26 protein-coding genes and 1 riboswitch are annotated in these 24,077 nt (G+C 63.2%); of the genes, 7 read left to right on the plus strand and 19 right to left on the minus strand.

Features of this window, described 5'->3' with window-relative positions:
* The 5 genes from kdsB to QZ190_RS11095 all read right to left on the minus strand — a co-directional run.
* On the minus strand, positions 1-572 hold a 572-nt coding region (gene kdsB, locus QZ190_RS11075), incomplete at its 3' end, for a 3-deoxy-manno-octulosonate cytidylyltransferase (protein WP_291916183.1).
* A gap of 10 nt (positions 573-582) precedes the next feature.
* Complete coding sequence (locus QZ190_RS11080; RefSeq protein ID WP_108353913.1) at positions 583-789, minus strand: Trm112 family protein; 207 nt, start codon at positions 787-789, stop codon at positions 583-585.
* Between the two features lie 73 nt (positions 790-862).
* Positions 863-1,855, minus strand: a complete 993-nt coding sequence (gene lpxK / locus QZ190_RS11085; RefSeq protein WP_291916191.1) for a tetraacyldisaccharide 4'-kinase — start codon at positions 1,853-1,855, stop codon at positions 863-865.
* Between the two features lie 6 nt (positions 1,856-1,861).
* On the minus strand, positions 1,862-2,284 hold the full coding sequence (locus tag QZ190_RS11090) for a biopolymer transporter ExbD (protein ID WP_291916193.1): 423 nt from the start codon (positions 2,282-2,284) through the stop codon (positions 1,862-1,864).
* A gap of 11 nt (positions 2,285-2,295) precedes the next feature.
* Positions 2,296-2,913, minus strand: coding sequence for a MotA/TolQ/ExbB proton channel family protein (locus tag QZ190_RS11095; RefSeq protein ID WP_291916195.1), 618 nt, complete (start codon positions 2,911-2,913; stop codon positions 2,296-2,298).
* Positions 2,914-3,267: 354 nt separating this feature from the next.
* Between QZ190_RS11095 and xseA the strand changes: the two genes are divergently transcribed.
* Together xseA and QZ190_RS11105 are read left to right on the plus strand one after the other, a co-directional pair.
* Positions 3,268-4,623 (plus strand): exodeoxyribonuclease VII large subunit, encoded by a 1,356-nt coding sequence (gene xseA / locus QZ190_RS11100; protein ID WP_291916199.1) that lies wholly within the window; start codon positions 3,268-3,270, stop codon positions 4,621-4,623.
* Positions 4,624-4,907: 284 nt separating this feature from the next.
* Complete coding sequence (locus QZ190_RS11105; RefSeq protein WP_019431287.1) at positions 4,908-5,489, plus strand: Fe-Mn family superoxide dismutase; 582 nt, start codon at positions 4,908-4,910, stop codon at positions 5,487-5,489.
* Positions 5,490-5,716: 227 nt separating this feature from the next.
* Here QZ190_RS11105 and QZ190_RS11110 read toward each other — a convergent pair whose 3' ends face one another.
* A complete protein-coding gene (locus QZ190_RS11110) occupies positions 5,717-6,478 on the minus strand; it encodes an SDR family NAD(P)-dependent oxidoreductase (protein ID WP_291916204.1) in 762 nt (253 codons plus the stop codon).
* Between the two features lie 113 nt (positions 6,479-6,591).
* Here QZ190_RS11110 and QZ190_RS11115 point away from each other — a divergent pair, with 113 nt between their 5' ends.
* Together QZ190_RS11115 and QZ190_RS11120 are read left to right on the plus strand one after the other, a co-directional pair.
* Positions 6,592-7,701, plus strand: a complete 1,110-nt coding sequence (locus QZ190_RS11115) for an NAD(P)/FAD-dependent oxidoreductase (RefSeq protein ID WP_291916207.1) — start codon at positions 6,592-6,594, stop codon at positions 7,699-7,701.
* A 48-nt stretch (positions 7,702-7,749) separates the two neighbouring features.
* Positions 7,750-8,568 carry a thioesterase family protein gene (locus QZ190_RS11120; RefSeq protein ID WP_291916210.1) on the plus strand — a complete coding sequence of 273 codons (819 nt, stop codon included), beginning with the start codon at positions 7,750-7,752 and terminating at the stop codon, positions 8,566-8,568.
* A 40-nt stretch (positions 8,569-8,608) separates the two neighbouring features.
* Here the strand turns inward: QZ190_RS11120 and QZ190_RS11125 are convergent, their stop codons facing one another.
* Positions 8,609-9,652: a quinone-dependent dihydroorotate dehydrogenase gene (locus QZ190_RS11125; RefSeq protein WP_090138851.1), complete on the minus strand. Its 1,044-nt coding sequence runs from the start codon at positions 9,650-9,652 to the stop codon at positions 8,609-8,611.
* Between the two features lie 103 nt (positions 9,653-9,755).
* Here QZ190_RS11125 and rpiA point away from each other — a divergent pair, with 103 nt between their 5' ends.
* A complete protein-coding gene (rpiA, locus tag QZ190_RS11130; RefSeq protein WP_291916217.1) occupies positions 9,756-10,427 on the plus strand; it encodes a ribose-5-phosphate isomerase RpiA in 672 nt (223 codons plus the stop codon).
* 4 nt (positions 10,428-10,431) lie between these two features.
* On the opposite strand, the gene ribD is transcribed toward rpiA, so the two are convergent.
* From ribD to QZ190_RS11155, 5 genes are all read right to left on the minus strand, one after another.
* Positions 10,432-11,547: a bifunctional diaminohydroxyphosphoribosylaminopyrimidine deaminase/5-amino-6-(5-phosphoribosylamino)uracil reductase RibD gene (ribD, locus tag QZ190_RS11135; protein WP_291916220.1), complete on the minus strand. Its 1,116-nt coding sequence runs from the start codon at positions 11,545-11,547 to the stop codon at positions 10,432-10,434.
* A gap of 73 nt (positions 11,548-11,620) precedes the next feature.
* A complete protein-coding gene (locus QZ190_RS11140) occupies positions 11,621-12,058 on the minus strand; it encodes a hypothetical protein (RefSeq protein ID WP_291916221.1) in 438 nt (145 codons plus the stop codon).
* Positions 12,059-12,129: 71 nt separating this feature from the next.
* Positions 12,130-13,311: a hypothetical protein gene (locus tag QZ190_RS11145; protein WP_291916224.1), complete on the minus strand. Its 1,182-nt coding sequence runs from the start codon at positions 13,309-13,311 to the stop codon at positions 12,130-12,132.
* Positions 13,308-14,030 carry a hypothetical protein gene (locus QZ190_RS11150; protein ID WP_291916226.1) on the minus strand — a complete coding sequence of 241 codons (723 nt, stop codon included), beginning with the start codon at positions 14,028-14,030 and terminating at the stop codon, positions 13,308-13,310. The genes QZ190_RS11145 and QZ190_RS11150 overlap by 4 nt, the downstream gene beginning before the upstream one ends.
* Positions 14,031-14,052: 22 nt before the next feature.
* Complete coding sequence (locus QZ190_RS11155) at positions 14,053-14,514, minus strand: type IV pilin protein (protein WP_291916229.1); 462 nt, start codon at positions 14,512-14,514, stop codon at positions 14,053-14,055.
* 135 nt (positions 14,515-14,649) lie between these two features.
* On the opposite strand from QZ190_RS11155, the gene QZ190_RS11160 reads away from it, so the two are divergent.
* The gene (locus tag QZ190_RS11160) at positions 14,650-15,201 is read left to right on the plus strand and encodes a GspH/FimT family protein (protein ID WP_291916233.1); all 552 of its coding nucleotides are present in this window, start codon (positions 14,650-14,652) and stop codon (positions 15,199-15,201) included.
* 45 nt (positions 15,202-15,246) lie between these two features.
* On the opposite strand, the gene nrdR is transcribed toward QZ190_RS11160, so the two are convergent.
* The 3 genes from nrdR to QZ190_RS11175 all read right to left on the minus strand — a co-directional run bounded on the left by nrdR (position 15,247) and on the right by QZ190_RS11175 (position 18,004).
* Positions 15,247-15,696 carry a transcriptional regulator NrdR gene (nrdR, locus tag QZ190_RS11165; protein ID WP_062405178.1) on the minus strand — a complete coding sequence of 150 codons (450 nt, stop codon included), beginning with the start codon at positions 15,694-15,696 and terminating at the stop codon, positions 15,247-15,249.
* A gap of 12 nt (positions 15,697-15,708) precedes the next feature.
* The gene (gene glyA, locus QZ190_RS11170; RefSeq protein ID WP_291916238.1) at positions 15,709-16,953 is read right to left on the minus strand and encodes a serine hydroxymethyltransferase; all 1,245 of its coding nucleotides are present in this window, start codon (positions 16,951-16,953) and stop codon (positions 15,709-15,711) included.
* 51 nt (positions 16,954-17,004) lie between these two features.
* Positions 17,005-17,173, minus strand: a riboswitch (ZMP/ZTP riboswitch).
* 63 nt (positions 17,174-17,236) lie between these two features.
* The gene (locus tag QZ190_RS11175) at positions 17,237-18,004 is read right to left on the minus strand and encodes a lytic transglycosylase domain-containing protein (protein ID WP_291916240.1); all 768 of its coding nucleotides are present in this window, start codon (positions 18,002-18,004) and stop codon (positions 17,237-17,239) included.
* 397 nt (positions 18,005-18,401) lie between these two features.
* Here QZ190_RS11175 and QZ190_RS11180 point away from each other — a divergent pair, with 397 nt between their 5' ends.
* Positions 18,402-21,203 carry a DUF349 domain-containing protein gene (locus QZ190_RS11180; protein WP_291916243.1) on the plus strand — a complete coding sequence of 934 codons (2,802 nt, stop codon included), beginning with the start codon at positions 18,402-18,404 and terminating at the stop codon, positions 21,201-21,203.
* A 176-nt stretch (positions 21,204-21,379) separates the two neighbouring features.
* Here QZ190_RS11180 and QZ190_RS11185 read toward each other — a convergent pair whose 3' ends face one another.
* The 4 genes from QZ190_RS11185 to QZ190_RS11200 are packed head-to-tail and all read right to left on the minus strand — an operon-like array spanning position 21,380 to position 23,983.
* Positions 21,380-22,183 carry a UDP-2,3-diacylglucosamine diphosphatase gene (locus QZ190_RS11185; RefSeq protein WP_291916245.1) on the minus strand — a complete coding sequence of 268 codons (804 nt, stop codon included), beginning with the start codon at positions 22,181-22,183 and terminating at the stop codon, positions 21,380-21,382.
* Between the two features lie 11 nt (positions 22,184-22,194).
* Positions 22,195-22,701 (minus strand): peptidylprolyl isomerase, encoded by a 507-nt coding sequence (locus QZ190_RS11190; protein WP_108331612.1) that lies wholly within the window; start codon positions 22,699-22,701, stop codon positions 22,195-22,197.
* A gap of 4 nt (positions 22,702-22,705) precedes the next feature.
* Positions 22,706-23,416: a peptidylprolyl isomerase gene (locus QZ190_RS11195; protein ID WP_291916253.1), complete on the minus strand. Its 711-nt coding sequence runs from the start codon at positions 23,414-23,416 to the stop codon at positions 22,706-22,708.
* Positions 23,417-23,476: 60 nt separating this feature from the next.
* Complete coding sequence (locus QZ190_RS11200; RefSeq protein WP_291916256.1) at positions 23,477-23,983, minus strand: tetratricopeptide repeat protein; 507 nt, start codon at positions 23,981-23,983, stop codon at positions 23,477-23,479.
* Between the last annotated feature and the right edge of the window lie 94 nt (positions 23,984-24,077).

The raw sequence follows: 24,077 nt of genomic DNA on the forward strand, positions 1-24,077 counted from the left end.
GGGCTGGGCAGTTCGGTGAAAGCTTCGCCGCCCGGGTTGCCAGCGGTTTGCCCATCGCGCCACCAAGGAATGGGTGCGCGGCTGAAGTACAGCGCCATCTGGCGGGCGTCCGTGACCACTTTGACGATATTCGGGTTGCAGAAGTCGACCAGTTGGCTGATGGCATGGGCGGCTGTGCTCATGCTGGCTTCGGGCCGTTCGATGAGCAGCTGGGCCACCTGGTCAATCAGTGCGGGATCGATCAAGGGCTCGTCGCCTTGCACGTTGACCACAACGGCCTCATCGCTCAGGCCCAGCAGCTGGCAAGCTTCAGCCAAGCGGTCGCTGCCGCTGACGTGGTCCTGGCGGGTCAAAAGGGCTTGCACGCCGTGGTCCGCGCAGGCGGCCACGATGCGTTCATCATCGGCGGCCACCACCACTTGGCCAGCGTTTGACAGCATGGCGCGCTTGGCCACGCGCACCACCATGGGCAGTCCGGCGATGTCGGCAAGGGGTTTGTTCGGCAGGCGACTGGACGCCATGCGCGCGGGGATCAGGACGCTGAAGTCGCTTGGGTGAGGGGCCAGACGCATGCGTGGTCTTTCAGAGCGGGGGGCGCAAAGCGGCCAGTTTCTCGATTTCTTCGTCGCTCAAGGTGCGCGCTTCGTTTTCGAGCAAGATCGGAATGCCCTTGCGCACGGGGTAGGCCAGTCGGGCGCTGCGCGAAAGCAGCTCCTGGGTCTCGCGGTCAAAATCCAGCGGTCCTTTGGTGACCGGGCAGACCAGCAGTTCAAGCAGTTTGGTGTCCATGGGGCAATGATAACGGTGCAGGACCCGCCGGGCAGGGGTTGCAGCTCAGCGCAAGCTGCCTGGTTGGGGGCTTTCAGCGGAAGGGTTTTTCGGCCAAACGCTGGTCCAGCGCCAGCCAAAACGCGGCTTCGGGCGTCAGCACCAAGGGCACGGCCAGTGCCCTGGGCTGGTGCTGCCAGAGCTTGGCCGCGTCTTTTTCGGTGCACAGCAAGGGGCGATCCGTGCCAACTGGCGCTCCATTTGCGTAGTCAAAATGGTCGGGCAAAGCGGTCGTGTGATGCAGTTGCAGACCGGTGGCCCGCAGCATGGCAAAAAATGCCTCGGGGCGGGCCAGACCGGCGACTGCATCGACGGGCTGATCGATCAGGCTGGACAAAGCCAGGCTGCGGCCTTGCGCATCGTGCGCCATTGGGGCCAACTGGCGCTGCGCCTGAAAGCCGCCCGGCAAGCCGTTGTCTCCGGTGTGCAGCAACAAGCCCACTGGCCGGGGCCAGGGCTCACGCAAAGGCCCGGCCGGCAGCAGCCAGCCGTTGCCCACGCCGCGCTCGTCCATCACGCATATTTCCAGGTCCCGTGCCAGGGCCCAGTGCTGCAGGCCGTCGTCGCACACCAGCAAATTGACTTCGGGGTGGGCTTGCAACAAGGCACGCCCGGCTTCGGCGCGTGCGGCCGCCACCCAAACGGGCGCGCCGGTTTTTTGACGGATCAGCAAGGGCTCGTCGCCCACATCGGCGGGCAGGCTGTCGGGCATGACAGCGCGGGTGTCGCGCGTCTGGCGGCCATGGCCACGAGAAATCACGCCCACATGCCAGCCCCTTTGTTGCAAATGCTGCACCAAGGCCATGGTCAAAGGGGTTTTGCCTGCACCGCCGGCCACCACATTGCCCACGACAATCACCGGCACCGGCAAGCGATGGGCTTGCCGCCAGCCCATGCGCCAGACCAGACTGCGGGCGGCCAGCACGGCTGCATGCACAAAGGAAATGGGCCGCAACACCCATGCGAACAGGCCCCGCGAAGTCCAGACCCGTGGCAATTGCTGGTGCAGCCAGGCGGACAGGTGCATAGGGTGTCAGGAGCCGGAGGGCTCGGGTGACTGGGTGGCGAAGGTGATTTGAGACAGCCCCGTGCGGCGGGCCGCTTCCATGGCGTTGACGACCGATTGGTGGCTGGCTTGGGCATCGGCGCTGATCACCAAGGTCGCTTCTTTGGAGGCCAGGGGGCCCAAAACGGCCGCCAAAGCACTCACCGAAGTGCCTTCGATGGGGGATTTGTTCACCGCATATTGGCCATGGGCGGTGACCGACAAGACAATCTGCTGTGGCCGATCTTTTTGCTTTTGGGCGTCTGCCAGGGGCAGGGTCATGTTGATTTCGGTCAGGCGAGACCAGGTGGTGGTGAGCATCAAAAAGATGAGCACCACCAACAAAACATCGATGAAGGGGATGAGGTTGATCTCGGGCTCGGCCGAGGGGGTGCGTTGGCGAAAGTTCACAGCGGACTCGTTCAGTGGCGCAGATGGCTCAAGTGGCGGGCAAATTGTTCACTGGCCACCTCCATCGACAGCAGCATATTGTCCACCAGGGATCTGAAATAGCGCCAGAACATGAGTGCCGGAATGGCCACGATCAAACCAAATGCGGTGTTGTACAGCGCCACAGAGATGCCATAGGCCAGTTGGGCCGGTTGACTGGAGCCTGCGGTCTGGGCCGCAAAAATCTCGATCATGCCGATGACGGTGCCGAGCAATCCCAGCAAAGGGGCTGCTGAAGCGATGGTGCCCAAGGCTGTCAGGTAGCGCTCCAGATGTCGGCCCGCCAAGCGGCCCGCCATTTCCATGTGCGCCCGGATGTCCTCATCAGAGGCGGCAGGGTTTTTTTGCAGGCAGCGCAGTCCGCTGGCCAAAACGGGACCGAGCACGCCTTTTTTTTCAAGTTGCAGCACCGTCTCTTCGGGTGGAACACCGCGACGGGTGATTTCTACAGCCTGTTCCAGTGTCTGGGCGGGCATGACTTTGTGGGCACGCAGCTGAAACAGGCGCTCAAGGATCAAGGCCAAAGCCAAAACGGAGCACAAAATCAGCGGCCAGATGGGCCATCCAGCGGCCTGAATGATGGATAACAAAACAGTTCCTTCTTCGGGAGACAAAGTGACAAAAGCACGTGATTATGGACGATGACTTGCGTTCCAGGCCCGCGCTCAGCACATGGCCAGCACGCATTCAAGGGGTTGTTGGGGCTGTGGATAACTTTGTGAAGAAGTTCGGGCTTGGTTGTGTATTTTGAATTTTTAAGTTTTATATATATGTTTCGATATACGCATTAAAGATGAAAAAAATCAACTGAATCAAGGACTTGAGTTTTTACCAGAACATGGTGTCGGTCTTGTGCCTTGGCCGATGGCCTCGTTCAAGCCTGTGGAAGACTGGCTGACGGAGGCTGCGGCGAAGCGTCTGCCGGCTGTAGGACAATCGAGGACATGAGTCCTTCAGAAATGAAAAAAACCCGAGCCTGGACGGTGTCAGCGCTGTGCCGCGCGGTGGCTGAAAGCCTGGACGCCCAGTTCAACCCGGTCACCTTGCGCGGTGAGATTTCGGGGTTTTCGCGTGCCGCAAGTGGACATTGTTATTTTTCCATCAAGGACGACACAGGTCAGATCCGCTGCGCCATGTTTCGGCGTGCCGCCAGTTTGATGGACTTTGCGCCGCGCGATGGCGAATTGGTCGAAGTGCGGGGTCGTTTGGGTGTGTACGAAGCCCGGGGCGATCTGCAGCTGATCGTCGAATCCATGGAGCGCGCAGGGCAGGGCGCGCTGTTTGAGCAGTTTTTGCGTCTGAAGGCCAAGCTCGAAGCCGAGGGCCTGTTCGACCCCGCGCACAAACGTGCTTTGCCCACCCAGCCTCGTGCCATTGGGGTGGTCACGTCTTTGGGCGCAGCCGCCTGGCACGACGTGGTGACCGCCTTGCAGCGGCGCGTGCCGCACATTCCGGTGCTGATGGCCCCGGCCTTGGTGCAGGGCGCTGGCGCTGCGGCCACGCTGGCGCAGGCCTTGCAAAATATGTACGCTTTGACGGCAGAAGACAACCCGCTGTGTCCGCCCGTGGACGTGATTTTGTTGGTGCGCGGCGGCGGCTCTATGGAGGACCTGTGGTCCTTCAACGACGAAAATCTGGCCCGTTTGATCGCCCAAAGTCCGGTGCCGCTGATTTGCGGCGTGGGCCACGAGACGGATTTCACCATCGCTGATTTTGTGGCCGACGTGCGTGCCCCGACGCCCACGGCCGCGGCCGAGATGGCCGCGACCGACCGGGGTGCGGGTCTGGAAGCCCTGTCGGTGCTGGCGCATCGCCTCGGCCGGGGGCTGTTGCGACAGCAAGACCGCCAAGCGCAACGTTTGGATGCGGTGGCGGCGCGCTTGGGTGTGGGTTTGGTCCGTCAACAAGAGCGACAGAGTCAGCGGCTGAATGCGGTGGCATCACGGCTGGGCCGCCCGCAGGCCTTGCTGGGCCAGCACAGCCAGTGGCTGGACCGCTTGGCCGGTCGTTTGCAGGCTGGGGTGCAAAGCCAATGGCTGGGGCAGGGTCACCAGTTGGAGCGTCTGAGCGACCGTTTGGGTTTCAACCGGGCTCAGCAGTTGCCGCAACGCGCCCAGCGCCTGGAGCGGGCCGCTTTGCGTTTGTCGTCGGTGGATCCGCGTCAGGTGTTGGAGCGTGGTTATGCCTGGCTCAGCGATGAGCGCGGCCAGGCCTTGACCCATGCGGCCCAGTTTCAGCCGGGCCAGGCGGTGCGGGCTACTTTGGCGGATGGGGACGTGCCTTTGACGGTGACCCCTTGAGTTTTGTTTGACGGCTCAGCTGTTTGGGGGGGGGGCCGCATCGGGTCAACCGTTGAGGTTAAGCCGCCATGGGCCGGGGCCTGGGCACCTCATGAGGGAGTACCCAAAATCGGTGCCCAGGCCCCGGCCCATGACGGCGGTGGACGGTGTGGAATGTGGCGGAGATGGTCGATGTCAAACCGTTCAAGGCTCTTGCGCAGTGACCTGTCACTCAAAAGGGCGATCACACAGACCCTAAAATGCTCAGGTCTTTCCTCAACCCGCAACAACAAAAGGACATCCCCATGGAACACACCTTGCCCGCACTGCCTTACGCAATCGACGCTTTGGCACCTCATTACAGCCAGGAAACCCTGGAGTTTCACCACGGCAAGCACCACAACGCTTATGTGGTGAACCTGAACAACCTGCAAAAAGGCACTGAATTCGAGAGCATGTCCCTCGAAGAAATCATCAAGAAGTCCAGCGGCGGCGTCTACAACAACTCTGCCCAGATCTGGAACCACACCTTCTTCTGGAACTGCATGAAGCCCAATGGCGGTGGCGAGCCCACAGGCGCATTGGCCACAGCCATCAACGCCAAATTCGGCAGCTACGCCGCTTTCAAGGAAGCCTTCGTCAAGAGCGCCGTGGGCAACTTCGGCTCCGGCTGGACATGGCTGGTCAAGAAAGCCGACGGCTCGGTGGACATCGTCAACATGGGCGCTGCCGGCACCCCGCTGACCACTGGCGATACTGCCTTGCTGACTGTGGACGTGTGGGAGCACGCTTACTACATCGACTACCGCAACATGCGTCCCAAGTTCGTTGAGACTTTCCTCGACAAACTGGTGAACTGGTCGTTTGCAGAGAAGAACTTCGGCTGATCCCGTCGGCCTTCAAGTCACAAAGCCCGCTTATGCGGGCTTTGTGCTTTGAGGGGCCGAAAGTCAATGGGGCCCTTGGACAAATCTTCGTTTTCGAAATGCCCTTTGACTGTCTGAGATCAACCATGCAGCTGAGAATGGGGTGGGGCCGGGTGCCGATTTCTGGTACCCCAGCATGAGGCGCCCGGCCCCACCCCATTCTCAGCGGACCTCGCAAAACAAGTAAATCAGCGAATCATCATCCCGCCATCGGCCACCACGGTCTGACCCGTCACGTAATTTGCCGCTGGGCTCGCCAAAAACACCGCGATGCCGCCAATGTCATCCGCCTCACCCATGCGGCGCAAAGGGGCCTGGCTGTTGTACTTGGCACTCAGCACCGGGTCTTCGTGCAGTGCCTTGGCAAAGTCCGTCTTGATCAAGCCCGGCGCAATGCAGTTCACGCGTATGTTGTCCGGGCCCCATTCCACTGCCAGGTTACGCGCCAGCTGCATGTCGGCCGCCTTGGACAGGTTGTAAGCGCCAATCACCGACGAACCGTGCAATCCGCCAATGGACGACACGATCACGATGGCGCCATCCTTTTGGGCCTTCATGTCGGGGTACACCAGGTTGCACAGCCAGGCGTTCGACAACACGTTGTTGCGCATGACCTTGTCAAACACCTCGTCGCTCATGCCCGTGGCCGGGCCGTAATAGGGGTTGGTGGCCGCGTTGCACACCAGGATGTCGATCACGCCCCAAGTCTCACGGGTCTGCGCGATCAGGTTTTGCAGTTGCTCCTTGCTGGAGATGCTGGCCGCAATCGCCATCGCCTCGCCGCCAGCGGCCTGAATCTCTTTGACCACCGCCTCGCAAGCGTCTTGCTTGCGGCTGGACACCACCACTTTGGCCCCGGCGATGGCCAGCTGGTGCGCAATGGAGCGGCCAATGCCCCGGCTCGAACCCGTCACCACAGCGACTTTGCCTTTGAGATTGAACAGTGACATGAAACGGTCTCCTTGTTGAATGTTGGGCAGTCTGCCCGTGCGCGTTGCCCGTGTCTGTCTTGCGGGTGTCACCCGAGGCGGTGAGGCGCTCAGCCTGCGACACAATGGAGCCCATGGAACAAGTTGATGCTGTCGTGATCGGGGCCGGCGTGGTCGGCCTGGCTGTGGGGCGGGCGCTGGCGCTGTCGGGCCGCGAAGTGCTGGTGCTCGAATCGGAAAATGCGATTGGCACGGGCACCAGCTCGCGCAACAGCGAGGTCATCCATGCGGGTATTTACTACCCGGCGGGCTCGCTCAAGGCGCGGCTGTGTGTGCAGGGCAAGCAAATGCTTTACGCCTATTGCGCCGAGCGCGGTGTGGCGCACCAGCGCCTGGGCAAGTTGATCGTGGCCACCAGCCCCGAGCAAGTGCTGGCGCTGGACGGCATCCGGGCCAAGGCAGCTGCCAACGGCGTGCATGACCTGCAAAAACTCAGTGCCGCCGAGGCCCGGGCGCTGGAGCCCGCGCTGGCCTGCGAAGCCGCATTGCTTTCGCCCAGCACGGGTGTAGTGGACAGCCACGGCCTCATGCTCGCCCTGCAAGGCGACATGGAAAACGCTGGCGGCCTGCTGGCCCTGGTCTCACCCGTGCAGCACATCGGTCTCAAGCATGGCACCGCCACCCACCCGATCCGCGTGACCTCGCAAGACGGCACCGAGCTGGCTTGCAAGGTGCTGGTCAACGCCGCAGGCTTGAACGCCGTGGCGGTGGCACGCGCCATGGAGGGTCTTGATAACAGCCGGCTGCCCTTGGCGTATTTCGCCAAAGGCAATTACTTCACGCTGGCGGGCAAGGCCCCGTTTTCGCGTTTGATCTACCCCGTGCCCGAAGCGGCCGGGCTGGGTGTGCACCTCACGCTCGATCTGGGCGGTCAGGCCAAGTTCGGGCCTGATGTCCAGTGGGTTCAGGATCCTGCTGACCTGCAAGTCGACCCGCGCCGGGGCGACGCTTTTTATGCCGAGGTGCGCAAATACTGGCCTGCCCTGCAAGACGGTGCCTTGCAGCCGGGTTATGCGGGCATGCGTCCCAAGATCAATGCCCCGAACGAAGCAGCGGCCGACTTCATGGTCCAGGGCCCGGCCGAGCACGGCGTGCCGGGTCTGGTGAACCTGCTGGGCATCGAGTCGCCGGGTTTGACCAGCTCTTTGGCCATCGCTGAAGAGGTCTGCGCACGCCTGGCTTGATGCTTTTGGGACAGCGTGGCGTGCCAGGGCGCGCCTATCATCGAGCGCATGCACCCATTCGACGAAGCCATTGACCTGCGCGCCTCTGCACTTGCGCAAGCGCCCCACGAATTCACAGGCGCGACCCACCCGGCTTACGCCAACATGGTGGGCCCCTTTGGTGGAACCACCGCTGCGCAGTTGATCCAGTCCGCCATGCTGCACCCCGAGCGCCTGGGCGAGCCGGTGGCGCTCACGGTCAATTTTGCCGCGCCGGTGGCCGATGGTGACATCCGCTTGGTGGCGCGGCCCGTGCGCACCAACCGCTCGACCCAACACTGGATCATCGAAGCCCATCAAGCAGAAGGCGTGGTGGCTACGGCCACCGCTGTGTTCGCCGTTCGGCGCGAGACCTGGTCGGATGTCGAAGCGGTCATGCCCGCCAACCTGCCCGAGCCTGATGCCTTGTCCCGCATGCCCGTCAAAGGCATGCCCGCCTGGCCGCAGCGCTACGACATGCGCTTTGTCGAAGGGGCTTTCCCAACGACTTTTGACGAACAAGAACAGACCCACTCGCGCTCCACCCTGTGGGTGCGCGACGAGCCCGAACGGGCCTTGGACTTCGCCTCGCTGGCGGCCTTGAGCGACAGCTTTTTCCCGCGTATTTACATCCGCCGCCGTCGCCGGGCGATGATCGGCACCGTGTCCCTCACCACCTATTTCCACGCCGACAGCGCCTTGCTGGCGCAAGTGGGTACGCGCCATGTGCTGGGCGTGGCCACGGCACTGAATTACCGCCACGGCTACTTTGACCAGACCGGCGAGCTGTGGAGCCCAGAAGGCCAACTGCTGGCGAGCACGCACCAGCTGGTTTACTTCAAGGAATGATCACACGGGGTCAATGCAGGCTGATCTTCAGCGCTTTGCTTCAGCGCTTCATCTGCTGCAACGCACTCGCCACCTCGGTCACCAGCGCCGGGCCTTTGTAGATGAGGCCGGTGTAGATCTGCACCACGTCGGCCCCGGCTTCTATTTTGGAGATCGCGTCGTGCCCGCTCAGGATGCCGCCCACGCCAATGATGGGGAAATCTTTGCCTAAGGCGGCGCGCAGCCCGCGGATCACGCGGTTGCTGCCTTCGAGCACGGGCGAGCCGGACAGGCCGCCGGTTTCTTCGGCGTGCGCCAAGCCGCTCACGGCGTCTCGCGCCAGCGTGGTGTTGGTGGCGATCACGCCGTCCATGCCGTGCTTTTGCAGGGTGGCGGCAATGACGCCCACTTGGGTTTCGTCCAGATCGGGGGCGATTTTGAGGAACATGGGCACGCGGCGGCCGTGTTCGGCGGCCAGTTCTTCGCGCCGCGCCACCAGGGCGCCCAGCAGGCCGTCGAGCGCCTCGTCGCTTTGCAGGGCGCGCAGATTTTTGGTGTTGGGGCTGGAGATGTTCACCGTCACATAGTCGGCGTGCGGGTAAACGCCGGCCAGCGCGATCAAATAGTCGTCGGTGGCGTTTTCAATCGGCGTGGCGGCGTTTTTGCCGATGTTGAGACCCAGCAGGCGGCCCTGCTGGCGAAACTTGGAGCGCTTGACGTTGGCGATGAAGGCGTCGAGCCCGTCGTTGTTAAAACCCAGGCGGTTGATCAGCGCGTTGGCTTCGGGCAGGCGGAACATGCGCGGCTTGGGGTTGCCCGGCTGCGCCTTGGGGGTGACGGTGCCGACTTCGACAAAGCCAAAACCCATGGCGCCCAGACCGTCGATGCAGCGGGCGTTTTTGTCCAGACCCGCAGCCATGCCGACCCGATTGGGGAAATGCAGACCCGCCAGCGTGATGGGCTGCGCCACAAAGGGTTGGCGGTAAAGGCGATCAAGTGGGGTGTTCTGGGTGCGGGCCAGGCCTTCGATGGTCAAGTCGTGGGCCTCTTCGGGGTCCATCCTGAACAAAACAGGGCGGGTCAGGCAATAAGGGATCAGGGACATTGGATAATTCCGGGCTGGTGCAGGAGGTGTTGTGTAGGGATCGGTTGCTCCGATTGTCTCAAACCCCGGCCCGCCTTTTTGACTTTCCAACCGAGCCCCTTTCATGTCCCAAGACGAACTCAAAGCCCTGGTGGGCCAAGCCGCCCTGAAATACGTTGTCCCCGGCGAGATCGTCGGCGTGGGCACCGGCTCCACGGTCAATAAATTCATCGACGCGCTGGCCAGCATGAAAGACCAGATCAAGGGCGCGGTGTCCAGCTCTGAAGCCTCCACCGTGCGCCTGAAGGCCTTGGGCATTCCGGTGTTTGACAGCAACGAGGTCGAGAGCCTGTCGGTGTACATCGACGGCGCAGACGAGATCGACCACCAAGGCCACATGGTCAAGGGTGGCGGCGCGGCGCTCACCCGCGAAAAAATTGTGGCGGCCCAGAGCCAACAGTTTGTCTGCATCGCGGACGAGAGCAAGTTGGTGGATGCGCTGGGCGCTTTTCCCTTGCCCGTGGAAGTGATCCCCATGGCCACCGCCCGGGTGATGCGCCAGTTCGCGGCCATGGGCGGGACGGCCGCTGTGCGCCTCAAAGACGGCCAGCCGCTGGTGACCGACAACGGCCAGCACATCGTCGATGTGAAGGGTTTGAAGATCACCGACCCGGTGGCTTTTGAAAACACCGTCAGCCAGTGGCCGGGTGTGGTGACGGTGGGGGTGTTTGCGCTGCAAAAAGCCCAAGTGTGTTTGCTGGGCACTTCTGAAGGCGTGAAGACGCTGGCGTTCTGAAGCCTCAGACCCGGCGCAGCAGCAGTCGCAAGTCCGGTCCGATGCGGTCCACCGCGTGAAAGCCCAGCTGGACCGCATCGCTCAGCGCCGTCAGCACCGGCAAATTGGCCATGCCTTGGCCAGGCCCCAGCAGTTGGGGGGCGAGGTAGACCAAATACTCGTCGACCAGTCCCTCGCGGATGAAGGAGCCGTTGAGCTTGTGGCCGGCTTCCACATGCAGCTCGTTGATTTCGCGCCGTGCCAGGTCGCGCAGCATGGTGGCCAGATCGACTTTGCCGCCTGGGCCGGGCATGTCGATCACGGTGACGCCGCGTGCGCACAGGGCGGCGCGTTTCTCGGCTTGAGCAGCGTTGGTAGGGTCAACTGCCGTGTAAATCCAGATTTGCCTGGCCTGATCGCCTGCGCCTTGGGTGTCCAGCAGTTGGGCGCTCAAGGGCATGTCGAGGCGGCTGTCCACCGCCACCAGGTGCGGCTGGCGCGGCACGTTCAGGCCGCGCACGTTCAGTTGCGGATCGTCTTCGAGCACGGTGCCGATGCCGGTCAAGATGGCGCAGGCGCGGGCACGCCAGGCGTGCCCATCGGCGCGGGCCTCGGGCCCGGTGATCCACTGGCTTTGGCCGTTTTGCAAAGCGGTTTGGCCGTCCAGTGAGGCCGCCACTTTCATGCGCACCCAGGGCAGGCCACGTTCCATGCGGCTGAAAAAGCCGATGTTCAGCTCACGGGCTTGCACGGCGATGTCGTCCTGCGGGTTCAGTGTTTCGGTCTGCACACCCGCCGCCGCCAGCCGCGCCATGCCTTGGCCTGCGACTTTTGGGTTGGGGTCGGTCATGGCCGCCACCACGCGGCCAATGCCTGCTGCCGCCAGCGCGTCGCAGCAAGGTCCGGTGCGGCCTTGGTGGGCGCAGGGTTCTAGCGTCACCCAGGCGGTGGCGCCTTGCACGCTGTGCCCGCGTTCGGCTGCGCCCTGCAGGGCCATGACCTCGGCATGTGGGCCGCCTGCCCGCTGGGTGTGGCCAAGGCCCAGCACCGAGCCATCGGCGGCGGTGATGACGCAGCCCACACGCGGGTTGGGCGAAGTCAGCCACAGGGCCTGGCGGGCCAGGCTTAATGCCAAATTCATGGCCGGGTGCAGGGGGCGGTCGGCAGGGGGTGTCGGGGTCGAAAGGGTCACGGCGAATGTCGGGTGCAGCAAATCATGGCAAGGATACGCCAAGCCAGACGGGTACCGCATCGCGGCTGCTGTGCACAACGAGTTCGCCCGTGTGCGGCTGGGCCTGCCCGGCCGCGCCTGCGCCAAGGCCTCCACCCAAATGGCCACCCACTGTGCCCAAAGCCGGTCCTGAGGTCGGCCACTGCACACGCACCTGCAGGTCCTCCAAGGCCAGGCCGGGGCGCGATTGCAGCTGGACTTGCAGGCTGTAGGTCGTGCCTTGGACCGTGCTGGAGACTTGCAAGGCGCAGCCTGTGCGGCCCGACTGGTGGCAGTCCATGGCGTCCAGGGCGAGGGCCAGGGCCACCGTGCGCTGGCGCGTGTCGCTGGCGGTGTGCAGGGTGTGCAAGGTCAGGCGCGTGGCTGCGGCCAGCCCTATGCCCAGCACCGCCGAGGCCACCAGCGCTTCGATCAGTGCCATGCCTTGCATCCCGCACCGGGATGGCGTGCGAGGAGGCCATTTGAGGGCGGGGTTTTGGCTGAACCGGTTGCTCATGGCCCGCCCTCGCGCCAGCTGCCAGGCACGCGTTGCACCTGGCGCGCGTCCATGCCTGCGGGCCATGGCAGTCGGTAAGGGGCTTGGGCCAGTTCACGGCCCTCGATGCGGCTGCCGGCTTGCAATTCGGGCAAGCCCGACGCCACCACCAACTGCCCTTCGATGTGCCCGGCGTGCCAAGCCCGGGCTCTGTCATCCTGGCATTGGGTTTGCAGAACCACGGTGCCCACCACGCGCACACCCGCAGCCATGGACGGGCAGCGCTGGGCGCAGGCTTGGTCCGAAAACACCAACAGCACAGGGGCCTCTGCTGAGCCCAGACTTTGGCTCCAGGTGGCGGGGCTGTCCACCCAATAAACGCTGCGTGCGGGTTGGCTCAGGGCATTCAGGCCGTTGCGCGACTGCGCCTCTGACCAGGCCCAGATCTGATCGGGGGTGATGTCGCCCAGCACGCTGGTCCAGGCAGCTGGCGTGCAAGTGCCAGGGCTGGGGGGGCTGGTGCTGGTGGGGCAAGTGCTGGCCCCTGTGTTGGATGTTCCGCTGCTGGCAGCCATCTGGGTCGAAGGTTTGGCGGCCAAAGTGCAGCCGTGGAGCACCACGGCCGCTGTGTTGGGGTGAGGTGGGGCTGGAGCCACGGTGGGGATGAAGACTTGTGCCTGGACCTGCGCACGGCTTGTGCCATCTTTCAAGCTGGCGCTGGCCAACAATTGGGCCACATGGGGCGAGCGGATCAGGTCGCGCACGGCCAGCACTTTTGCCACGGCGTCGGGCAGGCCCGGGTGTGCAGGTGGCTGCAGGGCCACGCACTGCCAACGTGGACCGCTGAAGGCGGCAGGACAGGGCGCGGTGCCTGTGCCCGGGCCCCAGACGGGTGGCGCCTGACTGCTGGCGTGTTGCCGCTGCATCTCGGCCCGCGCCCAGGCCAGGGCGGCTTCGGCGGCCAGCCTCGCCTGAGCGGCCTGGCTTTGGTTGTGGCTGGCCAGGCGGTCCACCAGCACACTGCGGGCGCTGTAAAAACTGGCCAGACTCGCCAGCAGCGTCAGGCTGATCGCCACCAGCAAACTGATGGCCCCCGACTGTCCCTCTAACGCCTTTCGCCCCTGGCGTCTCTTGTGCGCCTTGTGCCCCGCGCGATCCGATGGGGCTGCGAGATGGCGCTGCGCAAGCAGGCCGATCATGGGGCGGCCCCACACGCCGCAGGCCAGGGCGAGGCGGGCACGTCGTTGCGCAGCGACACGGTTTGCGACAGGCTCAGGGTCCGTGTGGCGTCGCGCGGCCACTGCGCACTGAGCTGCACCGTCACCCAACGCGCCACCCAGCGCCCACGTTTTTCGCAGTGCACCTGCCAAGCCAAGCCGGTCATTTTCAGGCTGCCTGCATCGGTCAAATCGGTCCAGACCTCGGGTGTACAGGCGGTGCGAATCTGCAGCTCGTGGTCCTTCAACCGAAAGCCTGAACACTCGTTGTTGTCCAGCTGGCCGTCGAGGTTGTGGTCGAGCCCAAAGCCGATGCGCTGGCCCTCCACCCGCAAGTCGGCTTGGCCCCCGCAAAAAGCGTCACCGCATTGCGCCGTGCCACGCCCACGCCAGGCTTGTCCGAGAGACTGTGCCTGGCGCAACTCCCGGGCGATGTTGTCCAGCGCCGAGCGCAGGTCGTGGTGCACATGGCTGTCTTGCAGGGCCAGCCGATGGCCTTGCATTTGCTGGGCCAGCATCTGGCTGCCTGCGGCCAGTACCACCAAACCCACGCCCAGGCCCACCAATAAGCCCACCAGTGTTTCGCCTGCTTGCGTACGCGATTGACGGTCACAGGTCTGGCCCGCGACGCCCAATGCCGCAGGGCCATTCGTTTTGTGCCGAGCCGCACGCAGGGTTATCGGCCGGTCAAGCGGGTGCATGCGGAGCGCAGCCACGAGCGACTCACTGCCGCCAGCAGCGACCCGGATCGCTGGCCAGATCGGCTCCGCTGCTGAACACCACGGTGGCCATGTGCCGCAGTTGCAGGCGCATGGGGGCGCAGGTGCTGTCGCGCGCTTGCGCGCCGATGGGGGTGGCGATCAGGCTGTAGCCTTCACTGCTGGCGTCTTCAATCGCCAGGCGGTAATGACCGCCAGGGGACAAGTCGCCCGCCCAGCCTAGGCTGGCCAAATCGGCAGCATGGCTGCTTTGGGTGCCACGCCAACGGGCTTGGGCCAGTTGCAGTTGCTGCAAGGCGCTTTGCGCATCGCTGCGCCGAGCTTGGCGCTGCTGCGTCTGAAACGCGGGCAAGGCAACAGCCGCCAGGACGGCCATCAAGGCCAGGCTGACCAGCAATTCGCTGAGGGTCCAGCCGGTTTGGCTTGTTGGTGCGCACACCACAACGCTTCCTTGGGAACAACGCATGTCACTCTCCTCGCTTGGGTTTGTCATTGTGAATACTTAATAATCACTTGTACAGCCGGTCAAAGGGTGGTCAATAAAGGGCCATCACAGGCTGAATCGGGACAATTTTGGACAGACCCAGAGGGAGGGCCGCTCATGCACAACCGGGGTTTCACGCTGCTCGAAGCGCTGGTGGTTTTGGCTTTGCTGGCGGTGCTGTTGTCTTTGGCAGCGCCCAGCCTCCAAGGCTTGAGGCAAAAGCACCAGATGCAAAGTCATGCGGAGCAACTGCAGGCCAGCTTGCTGCTGGCGCGTTCCGAGGCCTTGCGCCGCCAGCAGCGCGTGACCTTGTGTGTGCGATCAACTGCAGCCCATGCGGGGCCTGAATGCGCCACAGAGGGCACCTGGGCGCAAGGCTGGGTGGTGTTTGTCGATGGCAACGACAGCGGCCGTCGCGAGCCGGCTGAGACCGTGCTGCAGTTGCACGAAGCCTTGCCAGGCTTTTTGACGCTGCAAGGCAATAACACGGTGGACCGCTACATCTCTTACGGCCCACAAGGCCGCAGCCAAAGCACCACGGGTGCCTTTCAGGCGGGGACCTTGACCCTGTGTGGGGCAGGGCAAGCCCATGTCTGGCGGGTGGTGATCAACGCGGTGGGCAAGCCCCGGCTGGAAAAAGCCGATCGCCAGGAAGGTGCGAATTGCTGAGGGTGGGTTTTAGGCTATGCACCCGCGCTGGCTCAGGGCGGTCTCTTATCGCTGCACTTCGTCGACCAGTGTCTTGAACGCGTCGATGTCTTCGAAGTTACGGTACACACTGGCAAAGCGCACATAGGCCACTTTGTCGAGCTTTTTGAGCTCGCGCATGACCAACTCGCCAATGCGGTGGGAGGCCACTTCACGGATGCCCAGGTTCAGCAGGTTTTCCTCAATCCGCTCGATGGCGCTGTCCACCTGTTCGGTGCTCACGGGCCGCTTGCGCAAAGCCAGGTTCAAGCTGCCACGCAGTTTGTCGCGCTGGTAATCGATGCGCCTGCCGTCTTTTTTGACGATGGCCGGAAAGTTGACTTCCGGCTTTTCGTAGGTGGTGAAGCGCTTCTCACAGGCCCCGCATTGGCGACGACGCCGGATGAAATCTCCGTCCTCGGCCAAACGGGTCTCGACCACCTGGGTTTCGAGGTGGCTGCAAAACGGGCATTTCATCTTGGGGGCCGATCAGCCGTAAACCGGGAAGCGGCTGGTCAGCGCGTGCACCTTGGCGCGCACAGCGGCCAAGTTGGCTTCGTCCAGCGGGTTGTCCAGCACATCGGCGATCAGGTGGGCGGTGGCGCGGGCTTCTTCGTCCTTGAAGCCGCGTGTGGTCATGGCCGGGGTGCCGATGCGCACGCCGCTGGTCACAAACGGCTTTTCAGGGTCGTTCGGGATGGCGTTTTTGTTGATGGTCATGTGGGCGCTGCCCAAAGCGGCTTCGGCCACTTTGCCGGTGATGCCCTTGGCCCGCAGGTCCACCAGCATGACGTGGCTCTGGGTGCCGCCGCTGACGATGCGCAGGCCGCGAGCGGTCAAGGTCTCGGCGATGATTTGTGCGTTCTTGATCACTTGGGCTTGGTAGGCCTTGAACTCAGGGGCCAAAGCTTCCTTGAAGGCCACCGCCTTGGCCGCGATCACGTGCATCAGCGGGCCGCCTTGCAGGCCGGGGAAGATGGCGCTGTTGATGGCTTTCTCGTGCTCGGCCTTCATCAAGATGATGCCGCCACGGGGGCCGCGCAGGCTCTTGTGGGTGGTGGAGGTGACCACATCAGCGTGGGGCACGGGGTTGGGGTAGACGCCCGCAGCAATCAGACCCGCGTAGTGGGCCATGTCCACCAAAAAGATGGCGCCGACTTCCTTGGCCACTTTGGCAAAGCGCGCCCAGTCGATGTGCAAAGAGTAGGCCGAAGCGCCTGCAATGATCAGCTTGGGTTTGGTTTCGCGGGCCTTGGCTTCCATCGCGTCGTAGTCGATGGCTTCGTTGGCGTCCAAACCGTAAGACACCACGTTGAACCACTTGCCCGAGATGTTCAGCGGCATGCCGTGGGTCAGGTGGCCCCCTTCGGCCAGGCTCATGCCCATGATGGTGTCGCCGGGCTTGAGGAACGCCAGGAACACGGCCTCGTTGGCCGATGCACCGCAGTGCGGCTGCACGTTGGCGGCTTCTGCGCCAAAGATTTGTTTGATGCGGTCAATGGCCAGTTGCTCGGCCACGTCCACATGCTCGCAGCCACCGTAGTAGCGCTTGCCCGGATAGCCTTCGGCGTACTTGTTGGTGAGCTGGCTGCCTTGGGCGGCCATCACGGCGGGCGAGGCGTAGTTTTCGCTCGCGATCAGCTCGATGTGGTGTTCTTGACGCGCGTTTTCGGCCTGGATGGCGGCAAACAGTTCGGGGTCGGTTTGTTCAATCAGTGTGTTGCGGTTGTACATGGCAGTCCTTTGGATGGAGGTGACCTTGACCAGAACCCGGCGTGAACGGACAAGGGCTGCCCAGGCGAACGGCTTAAAACCTGGTCCGGATGAAGACAAACGCCCGGTCAGGCTGTGCGCTTCCCAGTGGTTCGGCAGTGAGTCGGGTCACCACGCTCCACGTCAGAGTGTTCTGTTTTGCTGAGAAAACAGGCTCCTATCGCCAGTCGCGCACCCATAGAGTTTAGCCCAGCCGCCAGGCCGTTCTTGGCAACAGCGTGAAGATGGGCGGGTCTCTTTTTGCTCAGAGAGGGTTTGTTCTGTTTGCCAGCGCAGTTTTCTGACCCTTGCCAGCATTGTCCAGCAGCTTTTGCTCGGCCAGGACCTTGTCGACATAGAGGCTGTCTTGTGTTTGGCCGGAATCCCTCGCATACAGCTGCAAGGCATCTTCCAGTGAGCTGGCATTCTGAATCAAGGCCTGCAGGTGGCGCGTGCCGATTCTCAGGTTGGTCAGGGGGTCAAAAGCGGCCAATCTGCCACCAAAGGGTGACAAGGCCGAGCTGTGCGCGTCTGGCTCGATTTGCATCAGGCCCATGCCGCCTTGGCTGCCCGATGCAAAAGGATTGAAGCGCGACTCGATGGCCATGATGGCCAGGATCAATGTGGGGGAAATCTGACTGCGCTCGCCCAAAGACCAGGCTTCGGACACCAACGCGGCCAAGGGCTCGGGCGAGATCTTGTATTTGCGGCTCAGCCAGTGGGTCACCGCCAGTTGTTCACTGTTCAGCTCTTGGGTGGGGGTGGCCGTGGAACGCTCGGCCGCCGTTAGCGCCGCAGGTGTTTCCTGGGCTTGAACTTGATGGGTCTGGCGCAATTGGAGCCAACCCATCAGGGTTTCACTGGCCGATTGTTGCAGGCCAGGGCGGGCGGCAAATGTCAGGGCCGTGGCGACCACCGCCAAACCGATCACGGCCAGGCTGTGCCTGGTGATTTCCACAAATCCTTCACGCACGTCGAAAATCAAGGTCGCTAAAACCAGCCTGATGCGGCTCCACTTGATGCTTGCTGTCATTGAACTCCTCTGATGCCAAGGGGCGGTTATCTGGGTAACGCTCACTTGAATGATGGGGGTGCGCGACCCATCACAAGGTCGGCATGTTGGCCTGTAGAGCCCGGCTCGGTGGTGCTATGGGGTTATCCCTGATGTTCCAAGCTTGGCGGATTTTAGGAATTTTTAATAACCCGTCAAGCATAATGATTTGATTTGATTGTTGAAAATTGGAATATCAAAATTCTGGGTGTTGGCAATTGAACAGAGAATTCACCTGAATCTGCGCTAACGCCCTGAGCTGTTCAAATACCGGCGAAAATAGACGTTTGATGCCCAATGGCTTGTTTTGCTTTTGCAAGCCCAGCCAAGTCGGTCCGGATGCCCCGTGGGCAAGCACCGTGTTTTTAAAGTTTTTACCGTGAATTCAACCTCCAAGCCTTTTGACCTCGCCTCTCTGGATGCCTTGACGTCCGGGATTTTCAATGCCCCCACCTCGGGTGAGCGCAGCGCTCGCCTGCGCGAGTGGTTGCTGACCGAGCCTTCTGAGGACCTCATGTCCGAGGTGTACCGTGAACTCTCGGGTCGCGACAAGGGCGTGGCCAAGTTGCTCAAGGAAAAGCTCGACGACATCAAACGCCTGCACGGGCAAGAGTCCTTGGCCACCGAATGGGCCCAAAAAGCTGAGCAGTTGCTGCAAGCACCGCGTCTGAACATTGCCGATGCGTTGGCCTGGCAGCGCGATGCCGCCAAAGCCGGGGCTCCGCTGTCACGCGAGCCCTTGGCTGGCTTCAAGCAGCGTTTGGCCGAAGTGGTCAAGGGCGTAGAAGACTTGCAACATCAGGTCATGGTGCAGCGCGAAGCGGCCGTGCTTTTGGCCCAGCGCATCGAGGTCTTGTCGACCAAATCTCTGGCCGAGGCACTGGGTGGACAAACCGGCTTGCAGGCCGATGTGATGCAGTGGCAAAACCAGGCCCAGGCCCTGACGCACAACAGCGTCTGGCCCAGCGTGGATCTGAAGTACCCGCCCCAGCTGGATGCTGCAGGCAAACAACTGCAGGCGGTGTGGGATGGCTTTTCGGCCGCAGCAGTCGTGGCCGCTCTGGCCCAAACCGACGCTTCGGCCGCCTTGCCCCCCGTGCCCGTGTGGGCCGATGAGATCCGCCGACAGCGGGGTGAATTGCCGCAGCACGCCGCTGCAGCTGCCGAATCGGCCAAGCCTGCCAAGACCGCCAAAACAGAACCCGCCGAAAAACCGGCCAAACCCAAAATCGACCCGGCCCAGCGCCAGGCCTTGCGCGAGCAAGCCATGGCGGCCGTGACCGAGGTTTTGCAGGTGCTGGAAAAGCAACTCACCGAAGCCCAAGAAGCCTCGCCTGCCGAGGCCACCGTGGCCTTGCGCCATGCGCTCAAGACCCATGGCAAGCATCTGGACACCAGCCTGGACGAGCGTCTGCACAAGGCCTTGACGGCGGGCGGCGACGCCGAAGGCTGGCAGCGCTGGCTGGCCGATCAGGTGCGCACCGAGCTGGTCACCCAGGCCGAAGCCCTGCTGGACGCCAACAAAGCCCCCACCGTGGGTGGCCGAAAAATGCAGGACAAGCTGCGCCAACTTCGCGACAGCTGGAAGCAAATCGACCAAGGAGGCCTGCCCAACCATGCGCTGTGGAAGCGCTTTGATGCGGCTTGCAACGAGGCCTACAAAACCGTGTTGGCCTGGCTCGAGCAGATGAAAAAAGACTCGGCCGACCAACGCGCCCAGCGCGTGGCGCTGATGGACGAGGTCAAAGCCTGGACCGCAGAGAACGCCCAAAGCGAAGACTGGCGTGCCCAGTTGCGCGCCCTGCACCAGTTTGCCGACCGTTGGCGCAATGCCGGACACCTGAGCGAGAAGGCCTTTGGCGAAATGCAGGGCCAATGGAAAGGCATTTTCAAAGCCGCAGCGGCCCGCCTCGAAGCGGCGCAAAAAGCCAGCATTGAGCGTCGCCAAGCCCTGATCAACGAAGCGCGCGAAGTGGGCGCTGCACCGGCTTTGCGTGTGGACGCAGTCAAGGCCCTGCAGCAGCGCTGGCAAGTGGAAGCGCAGTCGGTGCCGCTGGACCGCAAGACCGAACAAAAATTGTGGGAAGTGTTCCGCGCCCCCCTGGACGAAGCGTTCCAGCGCAAAGGCACAGAGCGCCCGCAGGCTGCAGGCCCCGTGAGTGCCCATGACCGCGCGGTCATCGACGCCTCCAAAGCGCTGGACGCTGCCAATGCCAGCGGCGATGCGGCCAAGATCCGCGCCGCCATGGCCGCCCTCGATGCCGCCTTGCGTGGTCAAGCCTTGCAGGCGCAAGCCGCCCAGTCTGCCGCGACTTCAACTGCCAACCCAGTGGCTGCGCCCACGCCTGACGCGTCGGCCGAGACCCAAGGGGAGGAGGCTTCAGCAGCGACTACTGCCGCTGAGGCTCCGGCGGATGAACAAGCCAGCGAGGCTGGATCAACGGAGGCAGAATCTGACAGCGCAAGCCAAGAGCAGCCTGCGGCACCCGTTGTGGCCCCCAAGCCTGCCAAACCCGTGGTGGCCGTGCGCGGCGACGACCGTCCTGGCCAAAAGCGCGCCGAAGCCCCTGCCGGGCGCGACGGCCGACGTGATGGCCGCCCTGGCGAGCGCGGCGCGCGCCCCGGGGGTGACCGCGGACCAGGCGCGGGCCGTTTTGGCGACCGTGGTGCTGAACGCGGCGGCGACCGTTTTGGCGACCGCGCACCCCGTGAAGACCGAGGCCCACGTCTGGGTGATGCGGCTTTCCGCGCGCAACGCGAAGCCCTGGAGCGCGCCGAAATGTCGCTGCGCAAGCTGGCCGCTCAGGCGCATGGCGAGACCCTGGGCCGAGTGATGACGGCTTGGCAAGAGCGCCAGGCCGAGGCCTTGCCCACGGTGCAGGAGCTGGGCAAAGGCGTCAACGCCTCCACCCGCCAGGCCTGGGCCCAAGCCGTGAGCGCCGAGCCCAAAACCCCTGCAGCCACCGCCTTGCTGCGCCTGGAGATGGCGGCCGATGTGCCGACGCCTGCAGACAAACTCAGCGAACGCCGCGCCCTGCAGTTGCAATTGCTGACCCAGCGCAACCAGCCTGGCCCCAGCGAAACCTGGGCTCAGGATGTGGCGCAGGTGCTGTCAGGCCCCCACGAGGAAGCCACAGCCCGCCGCTTGCAAAACGTGCTCAAGAACTTGTTGCGCAGTTGAGTCCGGCGCCGCTTGTGGACACCCCCACAAGCGATGTGGGCTGATCGACAGCCACGTGCTCGCTGTGGCGCGACCTCGGCCATAAGTCGGGCCTTGATGGTCCTATATGTCTGCGTGTCGGGTAGCAGCGCATCCAAAGCCAGAAGGCGCGCAGGCTGAGTGCCGGGCTTGAAGGCCTACAAAGTGCTGTTGGTGGTTGGCGTCAGGTCCAAACGGGTGAAATCACCACCGCGCTGCATTCTGAACACTTGGGCCCTGTGCGGCGCGTGGTCCAGCGACCAGTCGCTCAGCACATGCCTGAGCCCCGTGCCCAGCGGGTGGTCGGCAGGCTGGTGCGTGTGGCCATGCACCAGGCGATTTGCGCCGGCGGCATGGAGCCAATTCAAAGCCATGATCGCGTCGGCATCGGCGTAGACCGCGCCGCTGTATTTTTGCGATTCACTTTGTGTGCGCATGGCGCGGGCCAGCGCCAAGCGCTCGTGCAAGGGTTTGGCCAAAAATTCGGTTTGCCAGTCGGCACTGCGCACCTGCTGGCGAAAGGCTTGGTAGGCGCGGTCGTCCAGGCACAGGGCATCCCCGTGGCTGAGCACCATGCGCTGCGCGCCCCACTGCAGCAAACAAGGGTCGCTCAAGGCGTGTACGCCGCAATCGGACAAGAAGGCCGGCCCCACCAGGAAATCCCGGTTACCGGGCATGAAGGCCACATGCAAGCGCTGCGCGGTTTGGCGCAAAACCTGCGCGCAGCTTTGCAAAAAAGGGTCTGCCTCGGCGGCATCGTCGCCCCCCCAGCCTTCAAACAGGTCCCCCAGGATCAGCACCGCATCGGCGGTGGTGCGGGCCATGTAGTCCCGCCACGCCTCAAACGTGGCCATCTCGGAAGCCTGCAAATGCAGGTCCGAGATCAGGTCCACGGTTTGCCATGCCGCTGGCGCAGTCAGCCGACCGAGGGTTGGGGCTGTGGTGCGCGGGTCAGCGGACAAGGCTCAGCCCATCACAGTGCGACGGCTTTTTCGATCACGACGTCCTCTTTGGGCACGTCACCGTGGCCGCCTCGGTTGCCGGTTTTCACGCCTTTGATCTGGTCGACCACTTCGGTGCCCTTGACCACTTTGCCGAACACGGCATAGCCCCAGCCTTGCATGGAAGGGGCGGTGTGGTTCAAAAAGTCGTTTTTGGCGACGTTGATGAAGAACTGCGAGGAAGCGGAGTGGGGTGCCGAGGTGCGGGCCATGGCCACGGTGTACTCGTCGTTTTTCAGGCCGTTGTTGGCTTCGTTTTCGATCGTGGCATCGGTGGGCTTTTGGCTCATGCCGGGCTCAAAGCCGCCGCCCTGGACCATGAAGCCCGGGATCACGCGGTGAAAAATCGTGTTGTTGTAGTGGCCCTTGTTCACATAGGCCAGAAAGTTTTCGGTCGACTTGGGGGCTTTTTCAGCGTCCAGTTCGAGGGTGATGACACCGTAGCCGGTGATGTGCAGTTCGACTTGTGGGTTGCTCATGGTGTTACTTCAACAAAGTGATGGATTGGATGACAACCGGCGTGCGGGGCACATCGGTCGGGAAGGGGCCGCCTGCGCCCGTGGGCGTGTTGCGGATTTTTTGGACCACGTCCATGCCGGACGTGACTTTGCCAAAAACGGTGTAGCCGAACAGCTGGGGTGCGTTCAGCAGTTGGGCGCGGGCCACGTTTTCGTAGACGCGGCCCTGGTATTGAAATTTGGCGACCGGGTCACCGTCAGGGATCGGGGTGGGGTCCAGAAAGGCGTTGTCCACCACGTTGATGAAAAACTGCGCGGTGGCCGATTGCGGGTCGTTGGTGCGGGCCATGGCCAGCGTGCCGGTGGTGTTTTTCAGACCGCCAGCCAGTGCTTGTCGTCCCTCGTGTGGGACAGGCGCGCGTGTTTTCTTTTCTTTGTACTGGGCATCAAAGCCACCGCCTTGCACCATGAAGCCGGCAATCACCCGGTGAAAAATCGTGCCCTCGTAGTGCTTGTCGTTCACATATTGCAGAAAGTTGGCCACGGTTTTGGGGGCCTTGTCGGCGTACAGCTCGGCTTCGATGTCACCCATGGAGGTGCTGATGCGCACCTTGGGCGTGTTCGATGGCGTGCTGGGGTTTTGGGCCTGTGCGCCCCAAGGGGCCAGCAAGCTCAGGCTCAGGGCCAGGGCGGCCCAGCGGCGGTGGTGGTTCAGAGACGACATGGTTGAAGGCATGAGAGGTTGATCGGTGGTGGGCCAGGTCTTAAGGCAAGCGATTCCGGGCGGGGACGGGTTTCAGGGGGTGCGCATCACCTGTTCGGTGGCCAGTTGCTTGGTTTGCAATCGGGTCTGCGCAGGTGTTACAACCCGAGCCCGCGCGAAAGCCTGAGCGGCCAGCGCCAGGTGCAGATCGCCCAGATTTTCCAGGGCCAGCGCGTAGTCCGGCCGCGCCCTGATGGCCGCTTGCAAAGCGGCCAGCGCCTCGTCGAGGCGGTTCTCACGCACCAGCAAGGCCGCCAGGTTGTTGTGGGGTTCCGGCAATTCGGGGTAAGACTGGGTCAGGGTGCGCAGCGTGTCCATGGCCGCCTGGGTTTGGCCCAGGCCGGTCTGGATATGGCTTTGCAAGAGGCGCATTTGGGGGTCGGTGGGCGCGGTTTTCAGCCGGGCCTCTGCCAAGGCCTGGGCCTGCGCCCATTGGCCGCTTTGCACCAAGGCGTTGACATCGGTGTACACGTCGGCCCGCACGCCGAGGCTGCAAGTCCACAGGGTGCAAAAAGCCATCCAACTGAGCCAGGTTCGCATGCGTGCCCAAAGAAAGAGGGGGGTGAAAAAAGACGCTACCGAGCCGCTGGGGGTGGCAAAGGCCGACTCAAAAAGAGCACCACAGGCCTTGGCT

It is taken from the genome of Limnohabitans sp. (assembly GCF_017848645.1).
GTDB lineage: Bacteria > Pseudomonadota > Gammaproteobacteria > Burkholderiales > Burkholderiaceae_C > Limnohabitans_A.

What these genes read in the sequence shown, in the direction of transcription:
- QZ190_RS11080 (WP_108353913.1), bottom strand. Translation starts at nt 789, where the DNA reads ATGGACACCAAACTGCTTGAACTGCTGGTCTGCCCGGTCACCAAAGGA.
- lpxK (WP_291916191.1), bottom strand. Translation starts at nt 1,855, where the DNA reads ATGCACCTGTCCGCCTGGCTGCACCAGCAATTGCCACGGGTCTGGACT.
- xseA (WP_291916199.1), top strand. Translation starts at nt 3,268, where the DNA reads ATGAGTCCTTCAGAAATGAAAAAAACCCGAGCCTGGACGGTGTCAGCG.
- QZ190_RS11105 (WP_019431287.1), top strand. Translation starts at nt 4,908, where the DNA reads ATGGAACACACCTTGCCCGCACTGCCTTACGCAATCGACGCTTTGGCA.
- QZ190_RS11110 (WP_291916204.1), bottom strand. Translation starts at nt 6,478, where the DNA reads ATGTCACTGTTCAATCTCAAAGGCAAAGTCGCTGTGGTGACGGGTTCG.
- QZ190_RS11115 (WP_291916207.1), top strand. Translation starts at nt 6,592, where the DNA reads ATGGAACAAGTTGATGCTGTCGTGATCGGGGCCGGCGTGGTCGGCCTG.
- QZ190_RS11120 (WP_291916210.1), top strand. Translation starts at nt 7,750, where the DNA reads ATGCACCCATTCGACGAAGCCATTGACCTGCGCGCCTCTGCACTTGCG.
- QZ190_RS11125 (WP_090138851.1), bottom strand. Translation starts at nt 9,652, where the DNA reads ATGTCCCTGATCCCTTATTGCCTGACCCGCCCTGTTTTGTTCAGGATG.
- rpiA (WP_291916217.1), top strand. Translation starts at nt 9,756, where the DNA reads ATGTCCCAAGACGAACTCAAAGCCCTGGTGGGCCAAGCCGCCCTGAAA.
- ribD (WP_291916220.1), bottom strand. Translation starts at nt 11,547, where the DNA reads ATGAATTTGGCATTAAGCCTGGCCCGCCAGGCCCTGTGGCTGACTTCG.
- QZ190_RS11140 (WP_291916221.1), bottom strand. Translation starts at nt 12,058, where the DNA reads ATGGCACTGATCGAAGCGCTGGTGGCCTCGGCGGTGCTGGGCATAGGG.
- QZ190_RS11145 (WP_291916224.1), bottom strand. Translation starts at nt 13,311, where the DNA reads ATGATCGGCCTGCTTGCGCAGCGCCATCTCGCAGCCCCATCGGATCGC.
- QZ190_RS11150 (WP_291916226.1), bottom strand. Translation starts at nt 14,030, where the DNA reads ATGCACCCGCTTGACCGGCCGATAACCCTGCGTGCGGCTCGGCACAAA.
- QZ190_RS11155 (WP_291916229.1), bottom strand. Translation starts at nt 14,514, where the DNA reads ATGCGTTGTTCCCAAGGAAGCGTTGTGGTGTGCGCACCAACAAGCCAA.
- QZ190_RS11160 (WP_291916233.1), top strand. Translation starts at nt 14,650, where the DNA reads ATGCACAACCGGGGTTTCACGCTGCTCGAAGCGCTGGTGGTTTTGGCT.
- nrdR (WP_062405178.1), bottom strand. Translation starts at nt 15,696, where the DNA reads ATGAAATGCCCGTTTTGCAGCCACCTCGAAACCCAGGTGGTCGAGACC.
- glyA (WP_291916238.1), bottom strand. Translation starts at nt 16,953, where the DNA reads ATGTACAACCGCAACACACTGATTGAACAAACCGACCCCGAACTGTTT.
- QZ190_RS11175 (WP_291916240.1), bottom strand. Translation starts at nt 18,004, where the DNA reads ATGACAGCAAGCATCAAGTGGAGCCGCATCAGGCTGGTTTTAGCGACC.
- QZ190_RS11190 (WP_108331612.1), bottom strand. Translation starts at nt 22,701, where the DNA reads ATGAGCAACCCACAAGTCGAACTGCACATCACCGGCTACGGTGTCATC.
- QZ190_RS11195 (WP_291916253.1), bottom strand. Translation starts at nt 23,416, where the DNA reads ATGCCTTCAACCATGTCGTCTCTGAACCACCACCGCCGCTGGGCCGCC.
- QZ190_RS11200 (WP_291916256.1), bottom strand. Translation starts at nt 23,983, where the DNA reads ATGCGAACCTGGCTCAGTTGGATGGCTTTTTGCACCCTGTGGACTTGC.